This window comes from Sutterella faecalis, assembly GCF_006337085.1.
In the GTDB taxonomy this organism is placed as follows: domain Bacteria; phylum Pseudomonadota; class Gammaproteobacteria; order Burkholderiales; family Burkholderiaceae_F; genus Sutterella; species Sutterella faecalis.
Map to the genome: position 1 here is coordinate 1,334,308 of NZ_CP040882.1, position 20,949 is coordinate 1,355,256.

Below are 20,949 nucleotides of genomic sequence, written 5' to 3' on the forward strand. Positions count from 1 at the left end.
CGAGGATCAACTGTGGTCCGCTGCTGTTCGAGTGAAGCAGTTCGCTTGAACTACTCTTTTATACGTGTAGATACGTATATTTAAAGAGTCTTTCTTGCGTTGAGTAAATATTACTGCTTATCTCGCTCAATGGGAATACCTCCTTTTCTTTTTGAATATCGGAAGAACCCTTACTTGTAAGAACGGATGGCTTGTTTAAGAGAAAACGCCGCACCGCATTGGTGCATTCATTAACTTGCGGCATTCAAAAGACTGATCTTAATTAAGGTATAACTTTGAAATTTACTTTTCACGAAATCAATTAATGCAGAAAAAAAGGGCTGATACCTAAATAGATATCAGCCCCTTTTTGGACAGAGTCAGACTCTGCAATCAAGCTTATTTAATCGGCTTGATCGGAATAGCCTTCTTGCCCTTCTGCGTCGGCAGAACCTTGTCGTAGTTCCCCATGCCCTGCTCGGCCATCTTGCGGCGGATAAAGGCGATCTGGGTCTTCAGCGGAAGATCCTTCGGGCAGAAGTCATGGCAGGCGAGCAGCGACATGCAGCCGAAGACGCCGGACTCATCGCCGACAACTTCGTAGTAGTCAGCATCGTTGCGTTCGTCGCGCGGATCAAGGCGGAAGCGGGCAATCTTATTGATGCCCACAGCGCCGACGAAGTCCGGACGGATGCGGACGGTGCCGCAGCCAGCGATGCAGCAGCCGCATTCGACGCAGCGGTCGAGAACGTAGATGTCCTCAGCGAGCTGCGGATCCATCGGCTCTTCCTGCTTGCGCAGATCAACTTCGTCGATCTTTGCATGAACCCACGTTTCCATGCGTTCAGACATATTGCGCATCCACTTGCCGGTATTGACCGAAAGGTCACCGATAAGTTCGAAGGCAGGCAGCGGGGCGAGCGTGAACTCGTCGGGCAGATCCTTCGTGAGGGTGCGGCAGGCGAGGCCCGGCTTGCCGTTAATGAGCATCGCGCACGAACCGCAGATGCCGGCGCGGCAGACGAAGTCGAACTGCAGCGTGGGATCCTGTTCATCGCGAAGATCATTAAGGGCAATGAAGAGCGTCATCGAGTCCGATTCCTGGAGCTCGTACGTCTGCATGTGCGGAACGCTGTCCGGATCCTGCGGGTTGTAGCGCAGAATGCTGATCTTCAGAAGGCGATGCTTCTTAGCGGGAGCATCCGCGGCCTTGGCGGCCGGAGCCGCCGTCTGGGTCTTTTCCTGGGTCATTTTCTATCAAAGCTCCCAAATTAGTCGTTCAGCGGTTCATCAATGCGCTCGTTGCGGCCCTGGAGGCGCTTCGGCAGCAGATGCTGGTACGGCATGATCGCATCCTGGATGGCCCAGCGATCCTTGCCTTCGGCTTCCATCTTCTGACGGATGGCGTCGACTTCGGCCTGGCGCTTGGCGGATTCGGGATTTTCGATGTAGTTCTTGACGCCGTAGCCGCGGAATCCCGGGGGAAGCTCCATCTTGCTGATGTCAAGATCCTTGTAGGAGAGCGTCGGCAGCGTATCGCCTTCCTTCCACGTGGCGATCGTGCGCTTGAGCCACTTGACGTCGTCGCGCACCGAGTAGTCTTCGCGGTAGTGAGCGCCGCGCGATTCCTGACGGCTGTAGGCGCCGAGAGCAACCGTAAGCGCAACGCGCAGCATCGAGCGGGTGCGGTACGCGTAGACGAGTTCGGGGTTGTTGCCGGTAACATCCTTCACGGCGATGTTGAAGGAGCGCTTGTAGAGCTCTTCGAGTTCCGTGACGGCTTCCTGCATGTCCTTGCCCTTGCGGAAAATGCCGATCTTGGTCGTCATGATTTCCTGCATGCGGGTGCGGAGCGCAACGGCGTCTTCATTGCCGGTGTTCTTCAGGTAGCCGTTCAGTTCGGCCTGTTCCTTGGCGAGAGCATCGTAAATGAGCGACGTCGGAATATCGATGCCGTTTTCAGCCTTGTCGCAGAAGTCGGCGATGTATTCGCCGACGATCATGCCGGCAACGACGGTTTCAGCAACGGAGTTACCGCCGAGGCGGTTGAAGCCGTGCATGTCCCAGCAGGCAGCTTCACCGGCCGCGAAGAGGCCCTTCAGGGTCTCGGACTCGCCGCTCGGCTTCGTGCGCACGCCGCCCATCGTGTAGTGCTGCGCCGGACGGACCGGAACCCATTCCTTCGTCGGGTCAACGCCGAGGAAGTAGTGGCAGATTTCGTAGACTTCACGGAGCTTGTGCTTGATGTGGTGTTCGCCAAGGAGCGTGATGTCAAGCCAGAGGTGTTCGCCGTACTTGGTCTTGACGCCCTTGCCCATGGCAATGCGCTCTTCCATGCGGCGCGAAACCACGTCGCGGGAGGCGAGTTCCTTCTTCTCAGGTTCAACGTCCGGCATGAAGCGGTAGCCGTCGACGTCGCGGAGCAGACCGCCGTCACCGCGGCAGCCTTCCGTCACCAGAATGCCGGCCGGGAAAATGCCGGTCGGGTGGAACTGAATGGCTTCCATGTTGGAGAGGGTGGCGACGCCCGTCTTGAGGGCGAGATCGTAACCCGTGCCGTCGCAGATCACGGCGTTCGTCGTGACGCGATAGATACGGCCGGCACCGCCCGTGGCGATGGCGGTCGCCTTGGCGACGTAAGCCATGAGTTCGCCTGTGATAAGGTCGCGGACGATCGCACCGTAGCAGCGCTTGCCGTCGCTGATGAGCGAGAGCGCTTCAACACGTTCGATCACCGGAACCTTTTCGGCGATGATGCGGTCGGAAACGGTGTTGAGCATGGCGTGGCCCGTGCAGTCGGACACGTAGCAGGTACGCCACTTCTTGGTGCCGCCGAAGTCGCGCTGGTTCATCATGCCCTGCGCTTCCTTGCGTTCCGTAATCGTCACCTTCTCGCCGTTGATGATCACCTGACGGTCACCGGCGGTGATTCGCGACCAGGGGCAGCCCCAGGCGGCGAGTTCACGCACGGCCTTGGGCGAGGTGTTCACGAACATGCGGACGACTTCCTGGTCCGCGCCCCAGTCGGAGCCGCGAACGGTGTCGCCGAAGTGAACGTCTTCGTTGTCGCCCACGCCCTTGATCACGTTGCCGAGAGAGGCCTGCATGCCGCCCTGGGCAGCCTTCGAGTGGCTGCGCTTCGGCGGAACGAGAGAAAGGACGATCGAGTCGTGGCCGCGGCGCTTGGCAGCAACGGCCATGCGGAGTCCGGCAAGGCCACCGCCGATAACCAGCACGTCGGTGTAAATGATTTTCATGAGTTTTTCCTCGGAAATCCCGCCCTGGGGCGGGAGGATCGGCGCACAGCTCCTGACTATGCGTCCGTCCAGTCTTTGCAAATAGTCCGCATGCCTCTATTCAGGTTTGCGGGCTGTTGCGACCTTTCGGCCGATTCCCATTAGTCGCAGGCTTCATCCGCATCTGCTTTCTTCTTAAGAAAGCTTCCGCCTCCGGAACGGGGAATGCTCCGGCGCGGGTCTTTTGCGCTTATTCCTGCGGGTCCTCTTTCTGGGACTCTCACCCAAGGCGGACCGCACGAAGGACAAGACTCCCTGCCCTGGGAATCTTTTCCTCAACCCGGAAAGCCCGAAGGGGACTCCTGCCTGAAATTCAGCAGCAATCCCTCACGTGCTTGCCGTCCGAATTCACCTGCGTTGCTGTTCTCCTTGTAGCGACGCAGACAAACTAAGACGTAGAGCGACTTCACTCTTCTGCGGTTTCTGCTTATTTCCATGAGTCATTCAAGACTTCAGATGGCTCGTACTGTTCTCCCGGCTGGCGGCCGGTTGAGCAGGAATACGTAGTTTCCGCTTCCTTTCGTTCATATCAAAACATGCCCGAAAAGATGCATTCCACGTCTTCCGAAACCCTACAGTAGCGGGCTCAAACGAACTAAGTAGAAAACGCAGGGAGTTTAACTGTCACCCTCCCTACTACTATATCAGCAGTAACCCTTGATTACATCCTGAAACTTGACTTGAGTTAGGACTTCCGGAGTATCTGTACATTTCCCTTTCTACAATAAAGTTTCTTTATATTCCAATGAGTTATCCATAAATCCAGTAGAAATGCGTCCGGAGAAGCCGCGCTTTTCTTGATACTTATTAAAAAGTAGGATCAAACCCTGATTTCAAAAAATACGATCTTGCTTAACAGATTGTTCGGATATAAATATCAATTTATACGTAGTAATACGTATAAATTGGACATTTCCTTCACTCGAATCGTTTTGTCTCAATTTCGCGTATCCCTTTGATAGTTTGCAACACTATTGACCGAAAGAAATCGATAGAATCTTTTGAACCCACATTGTTTGATTCCGGAGGTGTTAATCATGGCCAAACGCATTATTTCCACTCAGGAGGCTCCTGCAGCTCTTGGCTTCTACAGCCAGGCAACCGCAACGGATACGACGCTTTACTGTTCCGGTCAGATCGGCATTCGACCTGATACGGGGGAACTTGAGCACGGCGTCGAGGCTCAGGCTCGCCAGGCGTTCCGCAATCTTGAAGCCGTCATTGCAGAAGCCGACCGTTCGACCGCGCAGGTTATGAAGCTCACCATCTTCCTCGCATCAATCGACGACTTTGCTGTCGTCAATCGCGTGATGGGCGAATTCTTCGAAGCCCCCTATCCGGCCCGTTCCTGCCTCGCCGTTGCCGCACTCCCGAAGGGCGCCCTCGTCGAAGTTGAAGCCATCGTTGATCTTGCTCCCTAACCTCCGCTTTTTCGGCCGATGAATCAGGTTCCGCGCACCGCCGCCAAAGCTTCGGGCGTTATCCGCTCCGGGAAGCTTGCGCCTCTGAGCGAACGATTGAAGAAGCTCGGGCTTGTCACCGACTGGGATTTCATCCTGCATCTCCCTCTGCGCTATGAGGACGAAACCAAAATAGATCCCATCGGCATGCTGATTCCCGGAGAACCCGTCCAGGTTCAGGGCGAAGTCGTTCGCTCTCAGATGACCGCCACGCCCTGGGGACAGCAGCTGATTGCGCTCCTGAAGGATGAGACGGGCATTCTGGCGCTTCGCTTCATTCACTATTTCCCCGGGACGCAGGCTCAGCTGCGCCCCGGTTCTGTCGTGCGCGTCTATGGTGAGCCGAGACCCGCCTTCGGCGGCGGACTCGAGATGATTCATCCCAAAATCCGGCAGCCGGTTGCGAGCGGCGTTACGCTTCCCAAAGCCCTTACGCCGGTCTACCCGCTCGGAGAAGGCATTCAGCAGAAGTGGCTCAGAAAGCGCATCGCGCGAGCGCTCCTCGACATGCAGGGAATGGAGGACCCTATTCCTGCATCCCTTACGGAAGCGCTTCATCTCCCCGGTCTCAGGGCTGCAGTCGAATACCTCCACAATCCGCCGCCGGATGCCGACTCTGAAGCACTTCTCAATCGAACGGATCCCCATTGGCAGCGGCTCAAATTCGACGAACTCATTGCGCAGCAGATCACGCTGCGCGAAATGCGCGCGCTTGCCCGAAAAGAAAGGGCTGAGGCGCTCAGAGCACCGTCAAGCGGCGGCCTAATTGCACCTTTCATCGGCGCACTTCCTTTTCAGCTTACAAAGGCGCAAATGCGCGTCTGGCGCGAAATCGAACGCGACCTTGCGGAGCCCCACCCGATGCACCGGCTTGTGCAGGGTGATGTCGGAAGCGGCAAAACCGTGGTTGCGGCTCTCGCGGCCCTTCGAGCCATTGAAGCCGGCAAGCAGGCTGCGCTTATGGCCCCGACTGAAATTCTCGCCGAACAGCATTTCCAAAAAATCGTCTCCTGGCTTGAGCCGCTCGGCATTCGCACAGCCTGGCTGACAGGACGGCAGAAGGCTGCCGAGCGCGAGGCGTCCCTCGAAAGCATTCGTTCCGGAGCGGCAATGCTCGCTGTCGGCACCCATGCGCTCATCCAGGAGGGCGTCACCTTTCATGATCTCGGACTTGCGATTGTGGACGAGCAGCACCGTTTCGGCGTCGCGCAGCGTCTTGGTCTCGCCCGCGCCATGAAAAACGGACTGAAGCCTCATCTCCTCATGCTCTCCGCAACTCCCATTCCGCGCACGCTTGCAATGAGCTACCTGGCCGACATTGATGTGTCGATCATCGACGAGCTTCCCCCCGGGCGCACTCCGGTCGAAACAAAGCTTGTCCGCATGGACCGCAAGGATGCAGTCGTCGGAGTGCTTCGCCATACCGTCGGTGAAGGTCATCAGGTCTATTGGGTCTGCCCCCTGATCGATGAATCGGAAGCGCTCGACCTCACTCCCGCCGTGAGATGCGCCGAAGAATTGCGCGCAAGACTTCCGGATCTCAAGATCGGCCTCCTTCATGGCGGCATGCCGGCAGCTGAAAAGGAAGCCGTCATGGACGACTTTTCCGCGGGTCGGGTTCAGGTGCTTGTATCAACAACGGTCATCGAAGTGGGCGTTGATGTCCCCAACGCCACTCTGATGGTGATTGAGCATGCCGAACGCTTCGGGCTCGCTCAGCTTCATCAGCTCCGGGGCAGAGTCGGTCGCGGCGGCGGCAGAAGCGCCTGTGTTCTGCTCTTTGATGAACGCCTATCCGACATTGGCCGCGAGCGGCTCAAAATCATTCGAGAAACCACCGACGGCTTTGAAATCGCCCGCCGGGACCTCCAGCTGCGAGGACCGGGAGAGTTTCTCGGAGAACAGCAGTCAGGCATGCCGATGCTTCGCTTCTGCGATCTTGAAAAAGATGCCGAGCTGGTTGAAAAAGCCCGGGAAGCCGCTGACGAAATGCTTCGCGAACACCACGATCTTGCCATTAAACATGCTTCGCGCTGGTTTCAGGGAAAGGCCGAACTGCTCACGGCCTGACGACCTCATTCATTTTTCCAATCGATTTCTTTCACACCTTTATCTCATTAACCCGTCATGACTCTTACCGAACTCAAGTACGTCATTGCAGTTGCCCGGGAACGGCACTTCGGCCGTGCCGCAGAAAGCTGCTTTGTGAGCCAGCCGTCGCTTTCCGTCGCCGTGAAGAAGCTCGAGGAAGAGCTCGGCGTTGCGATTTTTGAACGCCGCTCGAACGACATCGCCGTCACGCCTGTCGGCAGCCTCATCATCGATCAGGCAAGAAAAGTGATTGAGGAAGCTCACCGAATTACAGAAATCGCGCACCAGGGCCAGGATCCGCTTTCCGGTCCCGTGCGCCTCGGCGTCATCTATACGATCGGGCCCTATCTTCTTCCCGACCTGATCAGCCGCATGACGGAGACCACGCCTCAGATGCCCCTCATTCTTGAGGAAGGCTTCACGACGGAACTTCTGCAGAAGCTCCGCAACGGCCAGATCGACGTTGCCATCACGGCCGATACGCTGGTCGATACGGGCTTCATGACCGAAGAGCTCTATGAGGAAAATTTCGTCGTGGCCGTGCCGTCTCACCATCCCTGGGTCAACCGCAGCTATGTCGGCACCGACGAACTGAAGGACCAGACGATGCTTCTTCTCGGCGCCGGTCACTGCTTCCGCGATCAGATTCTCGGCGTCTGCCCGGACCTTGCCCGCTTCAATCTCAATGCCACCGATGTCCAGAAGACGGTTGAAGGCTCGAGCCTTCAGACGATCTTCCATATGGTGGCTCAGGGTCTCGGCATCACGGTTCTTCCCGCCTCGGCCATTCCGTATCTCACGGGACTCTCGAACGCCATCAAGATTCTTCCCTTCAAGAATCCGCCGCCTACCCGCAAAGCGCTCCTTGTCTGGAGAAAGAGCTTCACGCGAATGGCTGCAATTGACGCAATTCGCGAAGCGACGCTTTCGCTTAAGCTCAATGGCTGCGCGCCGCTTCCCGACAGCAAGCCCGAGGTGCGCTAATCCGCAGTACTGAATCCGAGAGAGCGATGAAAGAGCAGACGACAGAACCGCAACAGCCCGTAGCAAGCCCCATTTCGGGCGCCCGCAAACGCCTCTCCAGGATTGCCGCCGGACGAGGGATCGGGTTCGGCGAACGCATCGACCTGATCGTTCGCATTGCGCTGATGGCTGTGGTTGCGATCGGCTGCTTCATGGTGCTTCAGCCCTTCCTCACGGCGATTCTGATTGCCGCCGTCATCGCCGTCGTCACGTGGCCGCTCTTCAGGCGGCTGCGTGCTTCCCTCAGACAATCCTCGGGCGCCGCCGCAACCCTGATGGTGCTCCTCATCGTCGTCGGTTTCCTGATACCAATGTCGTTTCTCCTCGTGGCGCTCGCGCAGCAGATTCCCTCATGGGTAACCAAAACCGCTGCCTGGCTGAAGGACCCGACACCAGTGCTCCAGGCCGTTGCCGACATTCCCTATGCGGGCGCATGGCTCCATGAGCAGCTCGCGCTCGCGATCGACCCGGCCACATTCGGCCATACCGTTCAGCGCATCCTAGATCCCCTTTCAAGCTGGATCGTCAACGCCGCCGTCAATGTCGGCAACGGTCTTGTTCAGCTTGCGCTCGTCACCTTCATCGTCTTTTTCTTCTACCGCGACGGAGTTTGGTTTGCCGACCGGATTTCCGAACTTGTCGAACGCGTATCGGGCGGCATCGCGAGAGAAATTACCGGAATTCTCGTCAACACAACGCGCTCGGTCGTCTTCGGCATCGTGGGCACTGCCATCGGGCAGGGTCTTGTTGCCGGCATCGGCTTTTGGATAGCAGGCGTGCCCGGACTTCTTGTCCTCTCCTTTGCCGTCTGCGTCTTATCCGTCATTCCGATCGGACCTCCGCTCATCTGGGGGCCGGCAGCCATCTGGCTCTACAGCCAGGGCGAGCTCGGCATGGCGATTTTTCTTGTTCTCTGGGGAACGCTCGCCGTTTCTAGCGTCGACAATTTCATCAAGCCGATTCTGATTTCCCGGGGAACGTCGATGCCCATTGCGCTCATCTTCCTCGGCGTCTTCGGCGGCGTGCTCGCCTTCGGCTTCCTCGGCCTCATCCTCGGGCCGCTGCTCCTTGCCATCGGCCTAGCACTCTTCACCGCCTGGCTGAAGCGCCCGGTCATTCGACTCGCGGAAGCTGCCGTCTCCCGCACGGAGAAAGAAAGCAAAACTGAGGCTGCTGAAGCATCCGCCGACTCTAAATAATTCAATCGCCCGGATTATTCCGTCTTTCCAACCCGCACCGCTCGGCACGGGTTGGCATCCGGTGCGAGCTTTGCAGCTTCCGGATAATGACCAACCTTCTAATCGAGACGAATATTGCCGCAAGGTCTGGACAATTTCAGCTCCAGAGAGCAGACAAAAATAGCATATTGATTTAATTTTCCATATAAACCAATATATTGAATGTCATTAAGGCTTTTTCGTTTGCAGATCGTATTCGCCCATTCGCCGACAGCATTTCAAGCAGACAATGACCTTTCTTAGCGAGCCTCAGGCAGTATCAGAAACCTCCGTTTCCTCCTGAGGTTCCGCCATCAGTCCAGCCGTGTGAGGCTCCCGCGGCTCCGGCAAAATGTTAAAAAATTTAACTGCAGGCAGAATGCCTCTTGCTAAATCTTGCATTTTAAATATAAGATTTAGGGAAACATTCAAGAGGAGCATTCACTGTTGTTTTGCTCCTCAAACCCACGAATTTTTCAATACAGGAGATTCCTGACCATGCTGACTCCCCGCCAGATTGAGCTCATCAAAGCTACTGTCCCCGTGCTTCGCGAACACGGTGTTGCGCTTACCTCTCACTTCTATAAGCGCATGCTCAACGGCAACCCCGAACTTAAGAACGTTTTCAATCAGTCCCATCAGGCGCTCGGCCGTCAGCAGAAGGCGCTCGCCGGCGCGGTTCTCGCGTACGCTGAAAACATCGAAAACCCGGGCGTTCTCATCGGCGCCGTCAAGCACATTGCTGCAAAGCACTGCACGGTCGGCATCCGCGCTGAGCACTATCCGATTGTCGGCAAGCACCTCCTTGCCTCGATTCGCGAAGTTCTCGGCGAAGCTGCAACCGATGAACTGATTGATGCCTGGGCCGCTGCCTACGGCATGCTCGCCGACCTTCTGATTCAGGTTGAGAGCGGGATCTATACGGAACAAAGCACCACCGAAGGCGGCTGGTCCGGCTGGCGTCCTTTTGTGGTTGAAAAGCGTGTGGAAGAAACGCCTGAAGTCGCGAGCTTCTACCTGCGTCCCTCGGACGGCGGCAACGTCCCGACCTTCAAGCCCGGTCAGTTCGTCTCCGTGCGCGCTTACCTCCCGGAACTTGGCGTTGATCAGCCTCGTCAGTATTCGCTTTCCCACGCCCCGGTCTGCGATAAAGGCCTTCGCATCACCGTGAAGCGCATTGATGCCCATGACGGCGCGCCCCAGGGCCGCATGTCCACGCATCTGCATCAGACCCTGAAGGAAGGCGACGTCATTGAGCTCTCCGCTCCTGCCGGTGAATTCTTCCTCAAGGATGGCGAAAATCCTGTCGTTCTCGTGAGCGCCGGCATCGGCATCACGCCGCTCTTCGCCATGCTGCAGTCGATTGCCTCGAAGACGCCGAAGCGCCCCGTGATTTTCGTGCACACCTCGCGCACCAAGGAAAACTTCGCGCTTCGCGACGCTGTGAAGACCCAGCTCGCCAAGCTCGAGAATGCGAAGGCTCACCTCTTCCTCACGGCGCCGAAGGCCGCGGAAGCCGCCTGCTGCTGCAACTGCACCTTTGAAAAGCATCAGGGCCGTCCGGGTGCTGCCGACATCCTCGCGCTTAATCTGCCCAAGGATGCCGACGTCTATGTCTGCGGCCCGACCGGCTTCATGGCCTCCATGAAGGAAGCCTTCCTTAATGCAGGCATCCCGGCCGGCAATATTCATTCGGAAGTCTTCGGTACCGGCGCTGAAAGCTAAAAATCTGCCGCAGCCGCGTTCTTATCAAAGGCCTGCCGGGATTTTTCCGACAGGCCTTTCTTACTCATTTCCCCATGCATCTCAAGCTATACACCGATCTCGGCCTGCGCGTGCTCATGGTCGTTGCCCGATTGAAGCCCGACGAGCGAATCACGCTTCCGGAACTCGCGCAGCGCCTCAACTGCTCGCAGAATCACGTGACCAAGGTTGCCAACAACATGGTGCGCCTCGGCTGGCTGGTTACTGCCCGCGGCAGAAACGGCGGCATGCGGCTTGCCCTCGCAGCCGATGAGTACCGCATCGGCGACGTGGTGAGAACGCTTGAGGGAAACGAGCCCCTGATCAACTGCGCGGAACCTCCATGCCCCTTCTGCCGTCAGTGCGCGCTCGCCGGCCTTCTCGATGAGGCGCGGGAAGCCTTCTACCAGACGCTCAACCGGGAGACGCTGGCATCGATAGCGAATCCCGCTCGAACCGTTTCGATGCTCGCAGCCATCCTTCCTTCGAAAGCGAAGGCAGGAAAAAGAGAAGAAGCAACAGCCTGAAAGCCGACCTCCCAGAGCTCTCAAAATAGGCAGCAGATAAGGAGTCAGAAGCCCGGGAGCCTCTCTCAGTCGCAGTGGAGCACGCGTATCGCAAGTCCGCCCTGACTCGTTTCGCGATACTTGGCGTTCATGTCCTTGCCGGTTTCGTACATGGTGACGATCACCTTGTCGAGACTCACGGTAGGCGCAGAAGTTCGCCTCAGCGCCATGCGGGCCGCATTGACGGCCTTCACCGCAAAGATGGCATTCCGCTCAATGCAAGGCACCTGAACCTGACCGTTCACCGGGTCGCATGTGAGCCCCAGCGAATGCTCCATGCCGATCTCAGCAGCCGTACAGACCTGCTCGGGGCTTCCGCCCATGACTTCGGCGAGTCCCGCGGCCGCCATGGAGCAGGCAACGCCCACTTCTCCCTGGCAGCCGACTTCCGCGCCGGAAATCGAGGCATTCATCTTGAAGAGCTCGCCCACCACGGAGGCGGCGAGGAAAAAGCGCAGGCGATCGTCGGGAGACGGATCTCCGATGAATTTTTCCCAGTAGGCAAGCACAGCCGGAATAACGCCGCATGCGCCGTTTGTCGGCGCCGTGACGACGCGTCCTCCGGCAGCATTCTCTTCAGAAACCGCCAGGGCAAACATGTTGATCCAGTCGATGACGGCAAGCGGATCAACGCTTGTGCGGCCCATGGAAAGAAGCTGCCTGCGAAGCGCAGGCGCGCGGCGCGGCACGCGCAGGGGCCCGGGAAGAACGCCTTCCGTACGGGTTCCGCGTTCAATGCCTTCCTGCATCACATCATGCACATGCGCAAAATGCGCAAGGATCTCCTTCATCGGGCGTCGTGCTTTTTCGTTTTCGAGCGCGAGACCTGAAATCGAAAGTCCGGACTCCCGGCAGTGGGCAATGAGTTCTGCCGCCGTCTTATAGGGGTAAGGAACGCGAACCTCTTCCTTCGGCTGATCGTGAAAGTGCTCTTCATCCACGATGAATCCGCCCCCGATCGAATAGTAGGTGCGCTCAAAAAGGAGTTCCTCTCCGGCCCAGGCGCGCAGCCTCATTCCGTTTTCATGGAGCGCAAGGAACTCCGAATGAAAGACCATGCCGGAATCCTTCGGAAACTCCACCTCTCTTTCGCCATTGAGAAGAAGCCTGCCGGTTTTTCCGATGCCTTCGATGATGGCGGGAATTCTTTCAAGGGGCACCGTATCGGGGAGAAAGCCCTCGAGCCCGAGAAGAATGGCCTGATCGGTATGGTGGCCGTGCCCTGTCAGAGAAAGCGAGCCGTAGACATCCGCCCCTACGCGGGTTGTGCGCTCGAGAAGACCCTTTTGAGCAAGGTCTTCGCAGAAAGTTTTACCCGCTCTCATCGGACCGACGGTATGAGAGCTCGACGGACCGATGCCGATTTTGAAGATGTCGAAGGCACTGATCATGAAAATTGCCTGGGTTGATTTCTCAGAGAAGGAATCATGCCTCAAAAAAGAGGCCTGCGGGAGAAAGGACTTTCCTTGATTCCCCTGTCGGCTTAAGCAGTCCAAAAAAGAAAAGCCCCCGCGGACAGCTTCCGTGAGGGCTTGAAATTTTATCCCGGCATATGCTCCCTGAATTCAGAAAAGCATATGACTCAGGCTATGTCGATCCTTAGACCATCACGAGCGCGCAGGTGATGACCGCAAGGAACATCGGCAGAGCCGTGCGCTTGATGACTTCAATCGGCGAGACCATCGCAATGCCGGAGACGAGAATCGTCACGCCGGCGAGCGGGGACATCGTACGGCCGGCAGCACCGGCGATGAAGGCGAGGCCGCCCAGACCTTCGATCGTCATGCCGAAATCCTTGGCATGCGGCGTAACGGTTTCATTAAAGGCCAGCGTAGCCGCGTCGCCCGAACCCGTGATCACGCCCATGAGGAAGGGGCCGATGGAGCCGCCCCAGCGGGCGATTTCATTGGATTCCTTGAGGGCGGCAACGAACGTGTCGATGAGGCCCGCGGACTTGAGGCCGGCAGCGAAGACGCCGGCAGCAATGATGATGCCCATCACGTCAGCGTAGCCCTTGCCGGTACCGTTGAAGAATTCCTTCGCGAAGGTCTGCGGGTTGCAGCGGGCAACGGCGAGCGCAACGACGGCGCCGAGCACCATGGCCTGGGCAACGCCCATCTTGATGAACGGGCACCAGAGGTTGCCGACAACGAGGATCGTGATCGGAACGAGCGGAACGAGCGCCTTCAGCGGGCTCGGCACGAAGCCGTCGTCGTTCTTCTGAAGCTTCGACTCGTCAACCTTGGCGTTCTTGTCGCCCTTGTGGTCGCCAAGGATCAGGCACATGATGAGCGTGCCGATCACGCCGAAGGCGCCGACCAGGATCGAGTAGGGAGCATGGAAGCCGATGAAGTCCATCACTTCCATGTGGGCCATATTGGCGACGTACGGATTGTGGGACGTGCCGGGCGAGAGGTAGGAGCCGATCGTGCCGGCGAGAACCGCAGCAGCGGCGCCGGCAGGACGAATGCCGGCGCGGAGCATGACGGGAATCAGGGTGGAGCCCACGGCGGCGGCGCAGCCCGCAGCCGACGGAATGGCGATGTTCACGAAGAACGTGATCACCGTGCAGACCGGGACGAGGAAGATGCCGAGACCGCGAATCGGGCTCGCGAGGTAGTGAACGAGCGAACGGTCAGCACCGGTGTACTTGGCAACGAACGCAAAGCCCATCGAGCCGCAGATTGCCATCACGAGGGAGGCGTTCGTCATCGACTTCGCAAATGCGTTGAGACCGCCCACCAGGTTCCAGGAAATAAGGCAGAGGAAAAGACCCGAAGCGATCAGCACGAGTCGCGTTTCGTATCGCTTGATGAGTCCGTATATCACGGCAAAGATTGTCAGTACGGCAACCCATTCAGTTATGCCCATGGAATTTCTCCTTCAGGATGATTTTCAGATTTTTATTGTTATGGTTTACATGTAGTCACATTATGCCTGTTCAATAAGACATAACGGGCTAGGGAATTGCGAGATACCTATTTGGATCTCATCATTTCCCGGTTTCGAATTGATTTTGAATATCAATATCAAAATCAGATTTTGAAGACTTCGCGCCGATACCAGCGAAGTTCATCAATGCTGTCGCGGATGTCCACGAGTGCCTGGTGCTTGCCGACCGAGGTGCCCACCCATACCTTTTCCGGAGCCCAGCGGCGGGCGAGCTCCTTGATGGTGGAAACGTCGATCGAGCGGTAGTGGAAGTAGCGCTCCATCCCGGGGAGCCAGCGCGCCATGAAGCGGCGGTCCTGTCCGATGGTGTTGCCGCACATCGGGCTTTTGCCTTCGGGGACGTACCGGCGGAAAACTTCCCGGAAAATGCGCGAGCACTCTTCTTCATCAACCGTACTCTCGAGCACGCGCTTTACGAGCCCCGACTTGGTGTGGGTTTCCGTATTCCAGGCGTCCATGCCGTCGAGAATTTCCGCCTTCTGGTGCACCGCAACGACGGGACCTTCGTGGAGGATATTGAGATTGCGGTCGGTAATGATTGCGGCGACCTCAATGACGCGGTTGACTTCGGGCTGCAGTCCCGTCATCTCCATGTCGATCCAGATGAGGTTGTCGTCGGCATAGGACGGATCCCGCGTCGAATTTGAGTCTGCTGGTGCTGTCATGAAATGTAAGCCCGATTGAAAAATGTGACCGAAGTCTACCGCGTCAGTCGTGATGTCGGGTTGCTTCAAAGTGTCTCTCCGTTTCTTTTGAACCGCATCCCCGGGTAAACGTGCGTTGTCGGGCCTGCGAGCGTTTTCCCGCATAGCGGGAAGCCGATCTGCACCGCCTCTTTTCAGGGAAGAAGAAGGTCTTCGGATCCAAGTACAATTTCCGGATTATCCGGAGGTCCGGCTCCATCAAGCCGCCTCTTACTCCTTCCTCACCGACACTTTTTCTCCGCCCATCCGATCACTGATGCATGCGTCCGCCGACCTCATAGAGCACGTCTTTCTCATTTCCGTCGTGCTCTTTCTGCTTTGCGAGTGCTTTCTCACGGCGCGCCAGATCATTGCTGCGGAACGTTCGGTAGGGAGCGTTCCCGCGGGGTTCGAGAATCGTCTCTCGCTCGCAGCCCACAAAAAGGCGGCGGCCTACACGACCGAATCGGCGCTGGCGAATCTGGTTCTTTCCTTCATCGGCGCGGGTTTTGCCGTTTTCATGACGACCGGACACGGATTCACCTTCGTCGCCGCCTTTCTTGAAACGCTTTCCGACACCACGCTCATCGTTGAATGGGCGCTTCTCGTCGTCACAGCGCTCCTCATGCTCCTTGTGGAGCTTCCCTTCGGCTGGTTCGCGCGCTTTCGCGTGAAGGAGCGCTTCGGCTATATGAGGCAGACGCGCCGCGAGTGGCTCGCGCGCACGCTCACCATCAGCGCTGCGGGCTGGGGAACGATGCTCCCGCTTTCTGCGCTTCTCCTTGCCCTTTGCGAACTCGCCGGCGCCTGGTGGTGGCTTGTGGTCTGGGCAGCCTGGCTCATCTACATTCTCTGGCGCTGGCGTCTTTCCCTCGTGCGGGGCGTTCTCTGGAGCCGCGCCAGCCGCCCCATTGAAAATTCAGACCTCCGTGCGCTGGTGGCCGACTTTCTCTCCGCGCACGGCTACCAGATGGAAGACCTTGTCGTCATGACGAAGCCCGGCGTCTGGAAGCATGCTCACGTGCTCCTCGTCGGCACCGGCCTCAAACGAAGGGTAGTGGTCTTTGCCCACGCCGCCGCCAAACTCACCCGCGAAGAGCTCCTTGCCGTCATCGCCGCCAACCTTGCCCGGCTCAAGGAACACCACACGCCGTGGCGGATCTTTTTTGAAGCGGCAGGAGGCCTCGTCATCTGCGCCGCCCTCGGCTGGGGTTCGACCCATCCGGCTTTCTTCGCCGGTCTGGGATTTTCGCCCCTGCTCACAACAGAGCAGCCCGGAGCCCATGCCGGCTTCACCATTGCGCTCGCGCTCGTTACGTTCCCCATACTCTTTTACCCGCTGCGGCCGCTCTTCAATTTCATTTTCCGCCAAATGCAGTACAGCGCCGACCGCTTCGCGCTGAGAACGGTCGGCGGAGCCGAGCTCACGCGCGCGCTCGTAAAGCTTCACCGCGACTACGCCTCCACGCTGACGCCTTCAAGAATCTACTCGCTCTTTCATTACGACCGGCCGCACGCCGGCATGCGCGTTCAGCACATCCGCTCCGTCATCCAGCGTGAGAAGCTTCCCGAATCAGGACCTTCGGACCTCGTGAAATTCCGGACCGCACCCTACCTCGATCGCGAGCACCCGACGCGTTCCGTGCTCTCCACCGAGATGGCGATCCGCAGGAAAATGCACGAGGAAGCCGGACGCTTCAGCCGTGCCCGAATTGCCGCTGAACTCGATCAGGCGCTTCAGAAGGAGCGCAGCTACGTTGTCGATGACGGTTTGGAGGAAAACGCTCCAACCGACGAAACCGAAAAGCCAGAACTGCAGGAAACCTTGGACCACGCTCAACATGAAGAAAGCTCCGCGCCGAAAAACTGAAATCCCTGAGCCTTCGGAAACCTTTGCCGGACGCGTGACCGCAGGGCACGGGCGGCACTTCATCGTGACCCTTGAATCGGGTGAAAAGCTCGTCGCCCACCGCCGCGGCAAAAAGGGAGACGTCGTCGTCGGCGACATCGTGCGCTGCACGCCACCTGTTTCGGGCGTTGCCGCGATTGAATCGATCGAACCGCGCTCGACGCTTCTCTACCGATCGGACGAGTGGCGCGTGAAGACGCTTGCCGCCAACGCCGATCTCGCCGCAATTGTTTATGCGCCCCGGCCGACCTTCAATCCCTGGTTCATCTGGAAGGCGCTTCTTGCCGCGCACCAGGGCGGAATTCCTGCCGTCGTCATCCGCAACAAAACCGACATGACGGAGGGGGCCGAAGCTGCCGAAGCGCAGGCCAGGCTTCTCCGGTCCATCGGCGAAGAGGTGATTGAAGTTTCCGCCTCCGGCGCTCCCGACGAAGCGCGGGAAAAACTCACAGAAGCGTTCGCAGGGAAGACCGTCCTCATGGTCGGTCAGTCCGGCATGGGAAAGTCCACAATTCTCAATCTTCTCGTTCCGGAAGCGCAGGCCGAAACGCGCGAATATTCCGAAGCGCTCGATCTCGGCAAACAGACCACCACCGCCGCCGAATGGCATCCGGCACCTGAATGGCAGGGCGCCGTCATCGATACGCCCGGCTTTCAGGAATTCGGACTCGCGCATCTTTCGCTTTCCGACATCCTTCGGGCGATGCCCGATATCGCGCGGCATGTCGACGGCTGCAGGTTCTTCAACTGCCGGCATCTCCACGAACCGGGATGCAGCGTCAAGGCGGCGCTTGAACGCGGGGAAATTGATCCCGCGCGCTACGCCTTCTACGAAGCGGTGGCAAAGGAAGCTGATCCGCTGCCGCGCTGAGAATGAATTCTGTCTACCGGAGTACTTCGATAGAAGGATTGCCTTGCCTCAGCCGCAACTTACAATGCTGAAGCTTTAAGTGCCTGCATTTCTTCCCAGCCCAGACCCCACATGCACGAAGAACAGAATGTCATCCCCGTTCGGCCGGCTCGTCCGGCACGCGCGATTTCCCGGCCTGCACTCCCCATTCCGCAGACAGGTGATATCAGACGCGAGGGAGGAGCCTGGCGCGACCGCTTCGGGCGCCCGCTCACCGACCTTCGGATTTCGGTGACGGATCACTGCAACTTCCGCTGCCGCTACTGCATGCCGAAGGAGAAATTCGCGCACAACCACCAGTTTCTTGCCATGACGGAACTCCTCACCTTTGAGGAAATCATGCGCATTGCGCGCATTGCCGTCAGAAACGGCATTGAAAAAATCCGCCTGACCGGCGGCGAACCGCTTCTCAGAAAGGGAATTGAGAAGCTTATTGCTGATCTTTCGCTCCTTCGGAAACCTGACGGGACGCCGATTGATCTCGCGCTCACAACGAACGGGTCGCTCCTCGTCAAAAAAGGCGGAGCGCTGCGCGATGCGGGCTTAAAGCGCGTCACGGTAAGCCTTGACGCCATCGACGAAGGGATTTTTCAGGGCTTCAACGATGTGGGCTACCCCGCAGCGAAGGTCCTCGAAGCGATCGACTTTGCGCGAAAGCTCGGCTTTCGCGTGAAGGTCAACACCGTTGTCAAGAAGGGCGTCAACGAAGGCGAAATCCTGCGCATTGCGGATACTTTCCGCAGCACCGGCGTTATTCCGCGCTTCATCGAATATATGGACGTGGGAAACGCCAACGGGTGGCGGATGGACGAAGTCGTCCCCTCAAGCGAAGTCGTCGCGAAAATTGCGTCGAAGTGGGCCGTTGAACCCCTGAAGCCCGCCACGCCGGGCGAAACCGCCTCGCGCTGGCGCTACCTTGACGGCAAAGGCGAATTCGGGGTCATCAGTTCCGTCACCCGGGCCTTCTGTCGCAACTGCTCGCGCGTGAGGCTCTCGATGGAGGGACGCCTCTACCTCTGCCTCTTTGCGTCGATCGGCTACGACATCCGCACGATGCTCCGCGGGGGCTGCACGGACCTTGAGCTCGAGGAAGCCTTCGGGAGAATCTGGAGCGCCCGCGAGGACAGGTATTCGGAACTTCGCGCCATCGGCGCGGCGCCGGACCGCTCGAAAGTGGAGATGAACTACATCGGCGGGTGACTTTGCGCCCGTAAACATCATTCAACCTCCATCCACTCAGCTTTTATCAGGAACTCACCCGAAGCCGCACGGGCGTGCGAACACCTATACTCTCTTCCCATGCGTGCGCATTGAGTTCCCCTGGAAGAACCGGATGAAGCCCGCTGACGCCTGTTGTCCGCCCATTCAGAAAGCGGATGCAAAGAAAAAAACGACAAACGGAGCGCGCCCCTTCAAATGTTTTCGAATCCTACTGCCGTAACTTTTATCGGCTACCTGATCCTGATGGTGCTCGTCGGGGTCTTTGCCTACTACTACACCCGCAACTACGCCGACTTCATCCTGGGCGGCCGCAGTCTCGGCGGTTTTGTGACCGCGCTTTCGGTCGGCGCCTCCGACATGAGCGGGTGGCTCCTCATGGGGCTCCCGGGAGCCGTCTTCCTTTACGGCATTTCGCAGAGCTGGATCGCGATCGGACTCATCATCGGCTCCTGGTTCAACTGGAAGCTCGTCGCGGCACGCCTTCGCGTCTATACCGAAAAGGCGCACAACTCGCTCACGCTCCCCGACTATCTCTCGCACCGCTTTGAAGACAAAAAGAACGTGCTCCGGATCATTGCCGCGGCCGTGATTCTCATCTTCTTCACGATCTACTGCGCTTCGGGCGTGGTTGCAGGCGCCCGGCTCTTTGAGAATACGTTCCAGATGGACTACCAGACGGCCCTCATCGTCGGCGCTGCGGCAACGATTCTCTACGTCTTCATCGGCGGCTTCCTCGCCGTCAGCTGGACCGACACCATTCAGGCATCGATCATGTGCATCGCGCTCATCGTGACCCCGATCGCCGTCATGATGGATGCGGGCGGCTTCACGGCGACGACCGAGCGCGTGGCGGCCATCAGTCCCTCGATGCTCAACATGATGGAAGGCCACACCGTGCTCGGCGTCATCAGCCTTCTCGCCTGGGGTCTCGGCTACTTCGGCCAGCCGCATATTCTCGTCCGCTTCATGGCGGCGAAGTCGATCAAGGTAATCCCCAACGCCCGGCGCGTGGGCACCCTCTGGATGCTCTTCTGCCTTGCGGGCGCCGTTGCCGTCGGATTCTTTGGTTCGGCCTACTTCTCGATGCACCCGGATACCGCGGGTCTCGTGAAGGAAAATCACGAGCGCGTCTTCATCGTGCTTTCGTCGCTCCTCTTCAACCCGTGGATCGCGGGTCTCCTCATGTCGGCCATTCTTGCCGCCGTCATGTCGACCCTTTCCTGCCAGCTGCTCGTCTGCTCCTCGACCCTTACGCAGGACTTCTACCGCACGTACCTGCGGCCGAATGCGAGTCAGCGCGAGCTCGTCTGGATCGGCCGCACGATGGTGCTCGCAATCTCCGTCGTTGCCGTCTGGCTCGCAAGCGACCCGACGAGCCTCGTTCTTTCGCTGGTTTCCTACGCCTGGGCAGGTTTTGCCGCCGCCTTTGGTCCCGTGATCCTCATTTCCCTCTGGTGGAAGCGCATGACGAAGACCGGCGCGCTCGCCGGCATGGTGATCGGCGCTGCAACGGTGCTCATCTGGAACCACTTTGCCTGGTTCGGAATCTATGAAATCATCCCGGGCTTCCTCTTCGCGACGATCGGCATCATCGTGGGAAGCCTCCTCGACAAAGCCCCGTCAGAGTCGATCACGAAGACCTTCGACGCCGTGGATGCTGAGGTGAAGTCGCTTTCGTAAACCCGGAGCACCCGGTATTTTTGAATCGAGCCGCAGAAGTCATTCATGCTTCTGCGGCTTTTTTCTGCCTTCTCTTCTTCACGCCATCCCGGAGAGCGGCGCTTTGGAACCGCTATTCGACCAATCTTGTCTTCGGGCCAAACCGCATCGGGATTCCCGCCTAAGAGGAAGCGCCTAAATTCGCAAAAAATGAATTTCTGCTGAAGCTACACTTTGATT

15 protein-coding genes are annotated in these 20,949 nt (G+C 58.2%); 10 read left to right on the forward strand and 5 right to left on the reverse strand.

Features of this window, described 5'->3' with window-relative positions:
* Positions 1-378: 378 nt before the first annotated feature.
* Both FG381_RS05405 and FG381_RS05410 read right to left on the reverse strand, forming a co-directional pair.
* On the reverse strand, positions 379-1,230 hold the full coding sequence (locus FG381_RS05405) for a fumarate reductase iron-sulfur subunit (RefSeq protein WP_139687882.1): 852 nt from the start codon (positions 1,228-1,230) through the stop codon (positions 379-381).
* A gap of 20 nt (positions 1,231-1,250) precedes the next feature.
* Positions 1,251-3,236 (reverse strand): fumarate reductase flavoprotein subunit, encoded by a 1,986-nt coding sequence (locus tag FG381_RS05410; protein WP_139687883.1) that lies wholly within the window; start codon positions 3,234-3,236, stop codon positions 1,251-1,253.
* A 1,076-nt stretch (positions 3,237-4,312) separates the two neighbouring features.
* On the opposite strand from FG381_RS05410, the gene FG381_RS05415 reads away from it, so the two are divergent.
* The 6 genes from FG381_RS05415 to FG381_RS05440 all read left to right on the forward strand — a co-directional run bounded on the left by FG381_RS05415 (position 4,313) and on the right by FG381_RS05440 (position 11,336).
* Positions 4,313-4,696 (forward strand): Rid family detoxifying hydrolase, encoded by a 384-nt coding sequence (locus tag FG381_RS05415; RefSeq protein ID WP_139687884.1) that lies wholly within the window; start codon positions 4,313-4,315, stop codon positions 4,694-4,696.
* Positions 4,697-4,714: 18 nt separating this feature from the next.
* Positions 4,715-6,805 (forward strand): ATP-dependent DNA helicase RecG, encoded by a 2,091-nt coding sequence (gene recG, locus FG381_RS05420; protein WP_139687885.1) that lies wholly within the window; start codon positions 4,715-4,717, stop codon positions 6,803-6,805.
* 57 nt (positions 6,806-6,862) lie between these two features.
* Positions 6,863-7,810: a LysR substrate-binding domain-containing protein gene (locus FG381_RS05425; protein ID WP_139687886.1), complete on the forward strand. Its 948-nt coding sequence runs from the start codon at positions 6,863-6,865 to the stop codon at positions 7,808-7,810.
* Positions 7,811-7,836: 26 nt separating this feature from the next.
* Entirely contained in the window at positions 7,837-9,048 is a 1,212-nt protein-coding gene (locus FG381_RS05430; RefSeq protein ID WP_139687887.1) for an AI-2E family transporter, read from the forward strand.
* A gap of 516 nt (positions 9,049-9,564) precedes the next feature.
* Entirely contained in the window at positions 9,565-10,791 is a 1,227-nt protein-coding gene (gene hmpA / locus FG381_RS05435) for an NO-inducible flavohemoprotein (protein WP_139687888.1), read from the forward strand.
* A gap of 74 nt (positions 10,792-10,865) precedes the next feature.
* Positions 10,866-11,336 (forward strand): RrF2 family transcriptional regulator, encoded by a 471-nt coding sequence (locus FG381_RS05440; protein WP_139687889.1) that lies wholly within the window; start codon positions 10,866-10,868, stop codon positions 11,334-11,336.
* 65 nt (positions 11,337-11,401) lie between these two features.
* Here FG381_RS05440 and FG381_RS05445 read toward each other — a convergent pair whose 3' ends face one another.
* The 3 genes from FG381_RS05445 to orn all read right to left on the reverse strand — a co-directional run bounded on the left by FG381_RS05445 (position 11,402) and on the right by orn (position 14,992).
* Complete coding sequence (locus tag FG381_RS05445; protein WP_139687890.1) at positions 11,402-12,766, reverse strand: L-serine ammonia-lyase; 1,365 nt, start codon at positions 12,764-12,766, stop codon at positions 11,402-11,404.
* A 208-nt stretch (positions 12,767-12,974) separates the two neighbouring features.
* Complete coding sequence (dcuC, locus tag FG381_RS05450; RefSeq protein ID WP_139687891.1) at positions 12,975-14,246, reverse strand: C4-dicarboxylate transporter DcuC; 1,272 nt, start codon at positions 14,244-14,246, stop codon at positions 12,975-12,977.
* A 164-nt stretch (positions 14,247-14,410) separates the two neighbouring features.
* Entirely contained in the window at positions 14,411-14,992 is a 582-nt protein-coding gene (gene orn, locus FG381_RS05455) for an oligoribonuclease (protein ID WP_139687892.1), read from the reverse strand.
* 295 nt (positions 14,993-15,287) lie between these two features.
* On the opposite strand from orn, the gene FG381_RS05460 reads away from it, so the two are divergent.
* The 4 genes from FG381_RS05460 to putP all read left to right on the forward strand — a co-directional run bounded on the left by FG381_RS05460 (position 15,288) and on the right by putP (position 20,730).
* Complete coding sequence (locus FG381_RS05460) at positions 15,288-16,880, forward strand: M48 family metalloprotease (RefSeq protein ID WP_139687893.1); 1,593 nt, start codon at positions 15,288-15,290, stop codon at positions 16,878-16,880.
* The gene (rsgA, locus tag FG381_RS05465) at positions 16,852-17,790 is read left to right on the forward strand and encodes a ribosome small subunit-dependent GTPase A (protein ID WP_139687894.1); all 939 of its coding nucleotides are present in this window, start codon (positions 16,852-16,854) and stop codon (positions 17,788-17,790) included. Before FG381_RS05460 ends, rsgA begins: the two co-directional genes overlap by 29 nt.
* Positions 17,791-17,955: 165 nt before the next feature.
* Positions 17,956-19,029 carry a GTP 3',8-cyclase MoaA gene (moaA, locus tag FG381_RS05470; RefSeq protein ID WP_374042074.1) on the forward strand — a complete coding sequence of 358 codons (1,074 nt, stop codon included), beginning with the start codon at positions 17,956-17,958 and terminating at the stop codon, positions 19,027-19,029.
* Between the two features lie 216 nt (positions 19,030-19,245).
* On the forward strand, positions 19,246-20,730 hold the full coding sequence (gene putP / locus FG381_RS05475; protein ID WP_139687896.1) for a sodium/proline symporter PutP: 1,485 nt from the start codon (positions 19,246-19,248) through the stop codon (positions 20,728-20,730).
* Positions 20,731-20,949: the final 219 nt, after the last annotated feature.

Excerpts from the sequence above, each read along its gene's own strand:
- FG381_RS05405 (WP_139687882.1), bottom strand. The coding sequence starts at position 1,230 with ATGACCCAGGAAAAGACCCAGACGGCGGCTCCGGCCGCCAAGGCCGCG.
- FG381_RS05410 (WP_139687883.1), bottom strand. The coding sequence starts at position 3,236 with ATGAAAATCATTTACACCGACGTGCTGGTTATCGGCGGTGGCCTTGCC.
- FG381_RS05415 (WP_139687884.1), top strand. The coding sequence starts at position 4,313 with ATGGCCAAACGCATTATTTCCACTCAGGAGGCTCCTGCAGCTCTTGGC.
- recG (WP_139687885.1), top strand. The coding sequence starts at position 4,715 with ATGAATCAGGTTCCGCGCACCGCCGCCAAAGCTTCGGGCGTTATCCGC.
- FG381_RS05425 (WP_139687886.1), top strand. The coding sequence starts at position 6,863 with ATGACTCTTACCGAACTCAAGTACGTCATTGCAGTTGCCCGGGAACGG.
- FG381_RS05430 (WP_139687887.1), top strand. The coding sequence starts at position 7,837 with ATGAAAGAGCAGACGACAGAACCGCAACAGCCCGTAGCAAGCCCCATT.
- hmpA (WP_139687888.1), top strand. The coding sequence starts at position 9,565 with ATGCTGACTCCCCGCCAGATTGAGCTCATCAAAGCTACTGTCCCCGTG.
- FG381_RS05440 (WP_139687889.1), top strand. The coding sequence starts at position 10,866 with ATGCATCTCAAGCTATACACCGATCTCGGCCTGCGCGTGCTCATGGTC.
- FG381_RS05445 (WP_139687890.1), bottom strand. The coding sequence starts at position 12,766 with ATGATCAGTGCCTTCGACATCTTCAAAATCGGCATCGGTCCGTCGAGC.
- dcuC (WP_139687891.1), bottom strand. The coding sequence starts at position 14,246 with ATGGGCATAACTGAATGGGTTGCCGTACTGACAATCTTTGCCGTGATA.
- orn (WP_139687892.1), bottom strand. The coding sequence starts at position 14,992 with ATGACAGCACCAGCAGACTCAAATTCGACGCGGGATCCGTCCTATGCC.
- FG381_RS05460 (WP_139687893.1), top strand. The coding sequence starts at position 15,288 with ATGCATGCGTCCGCCGACCTCATAGAGCACGTCTTTCTCATTTCCGTC.
- rsgA (WP_139687894.1), top strand. The coding sequence starts at position 16,852 with ATGAAGAAAGCTCCGCGCCGAAAAACTGAAATCCCTGAGCCTTCGGAA.
- putP (WP_139687896.1), top strand. The coding sequence starts at position 19,246 with ATGTTTTCGAATCCTACTGCCGTAACTTTTATCGGCTACCTGATCCTG.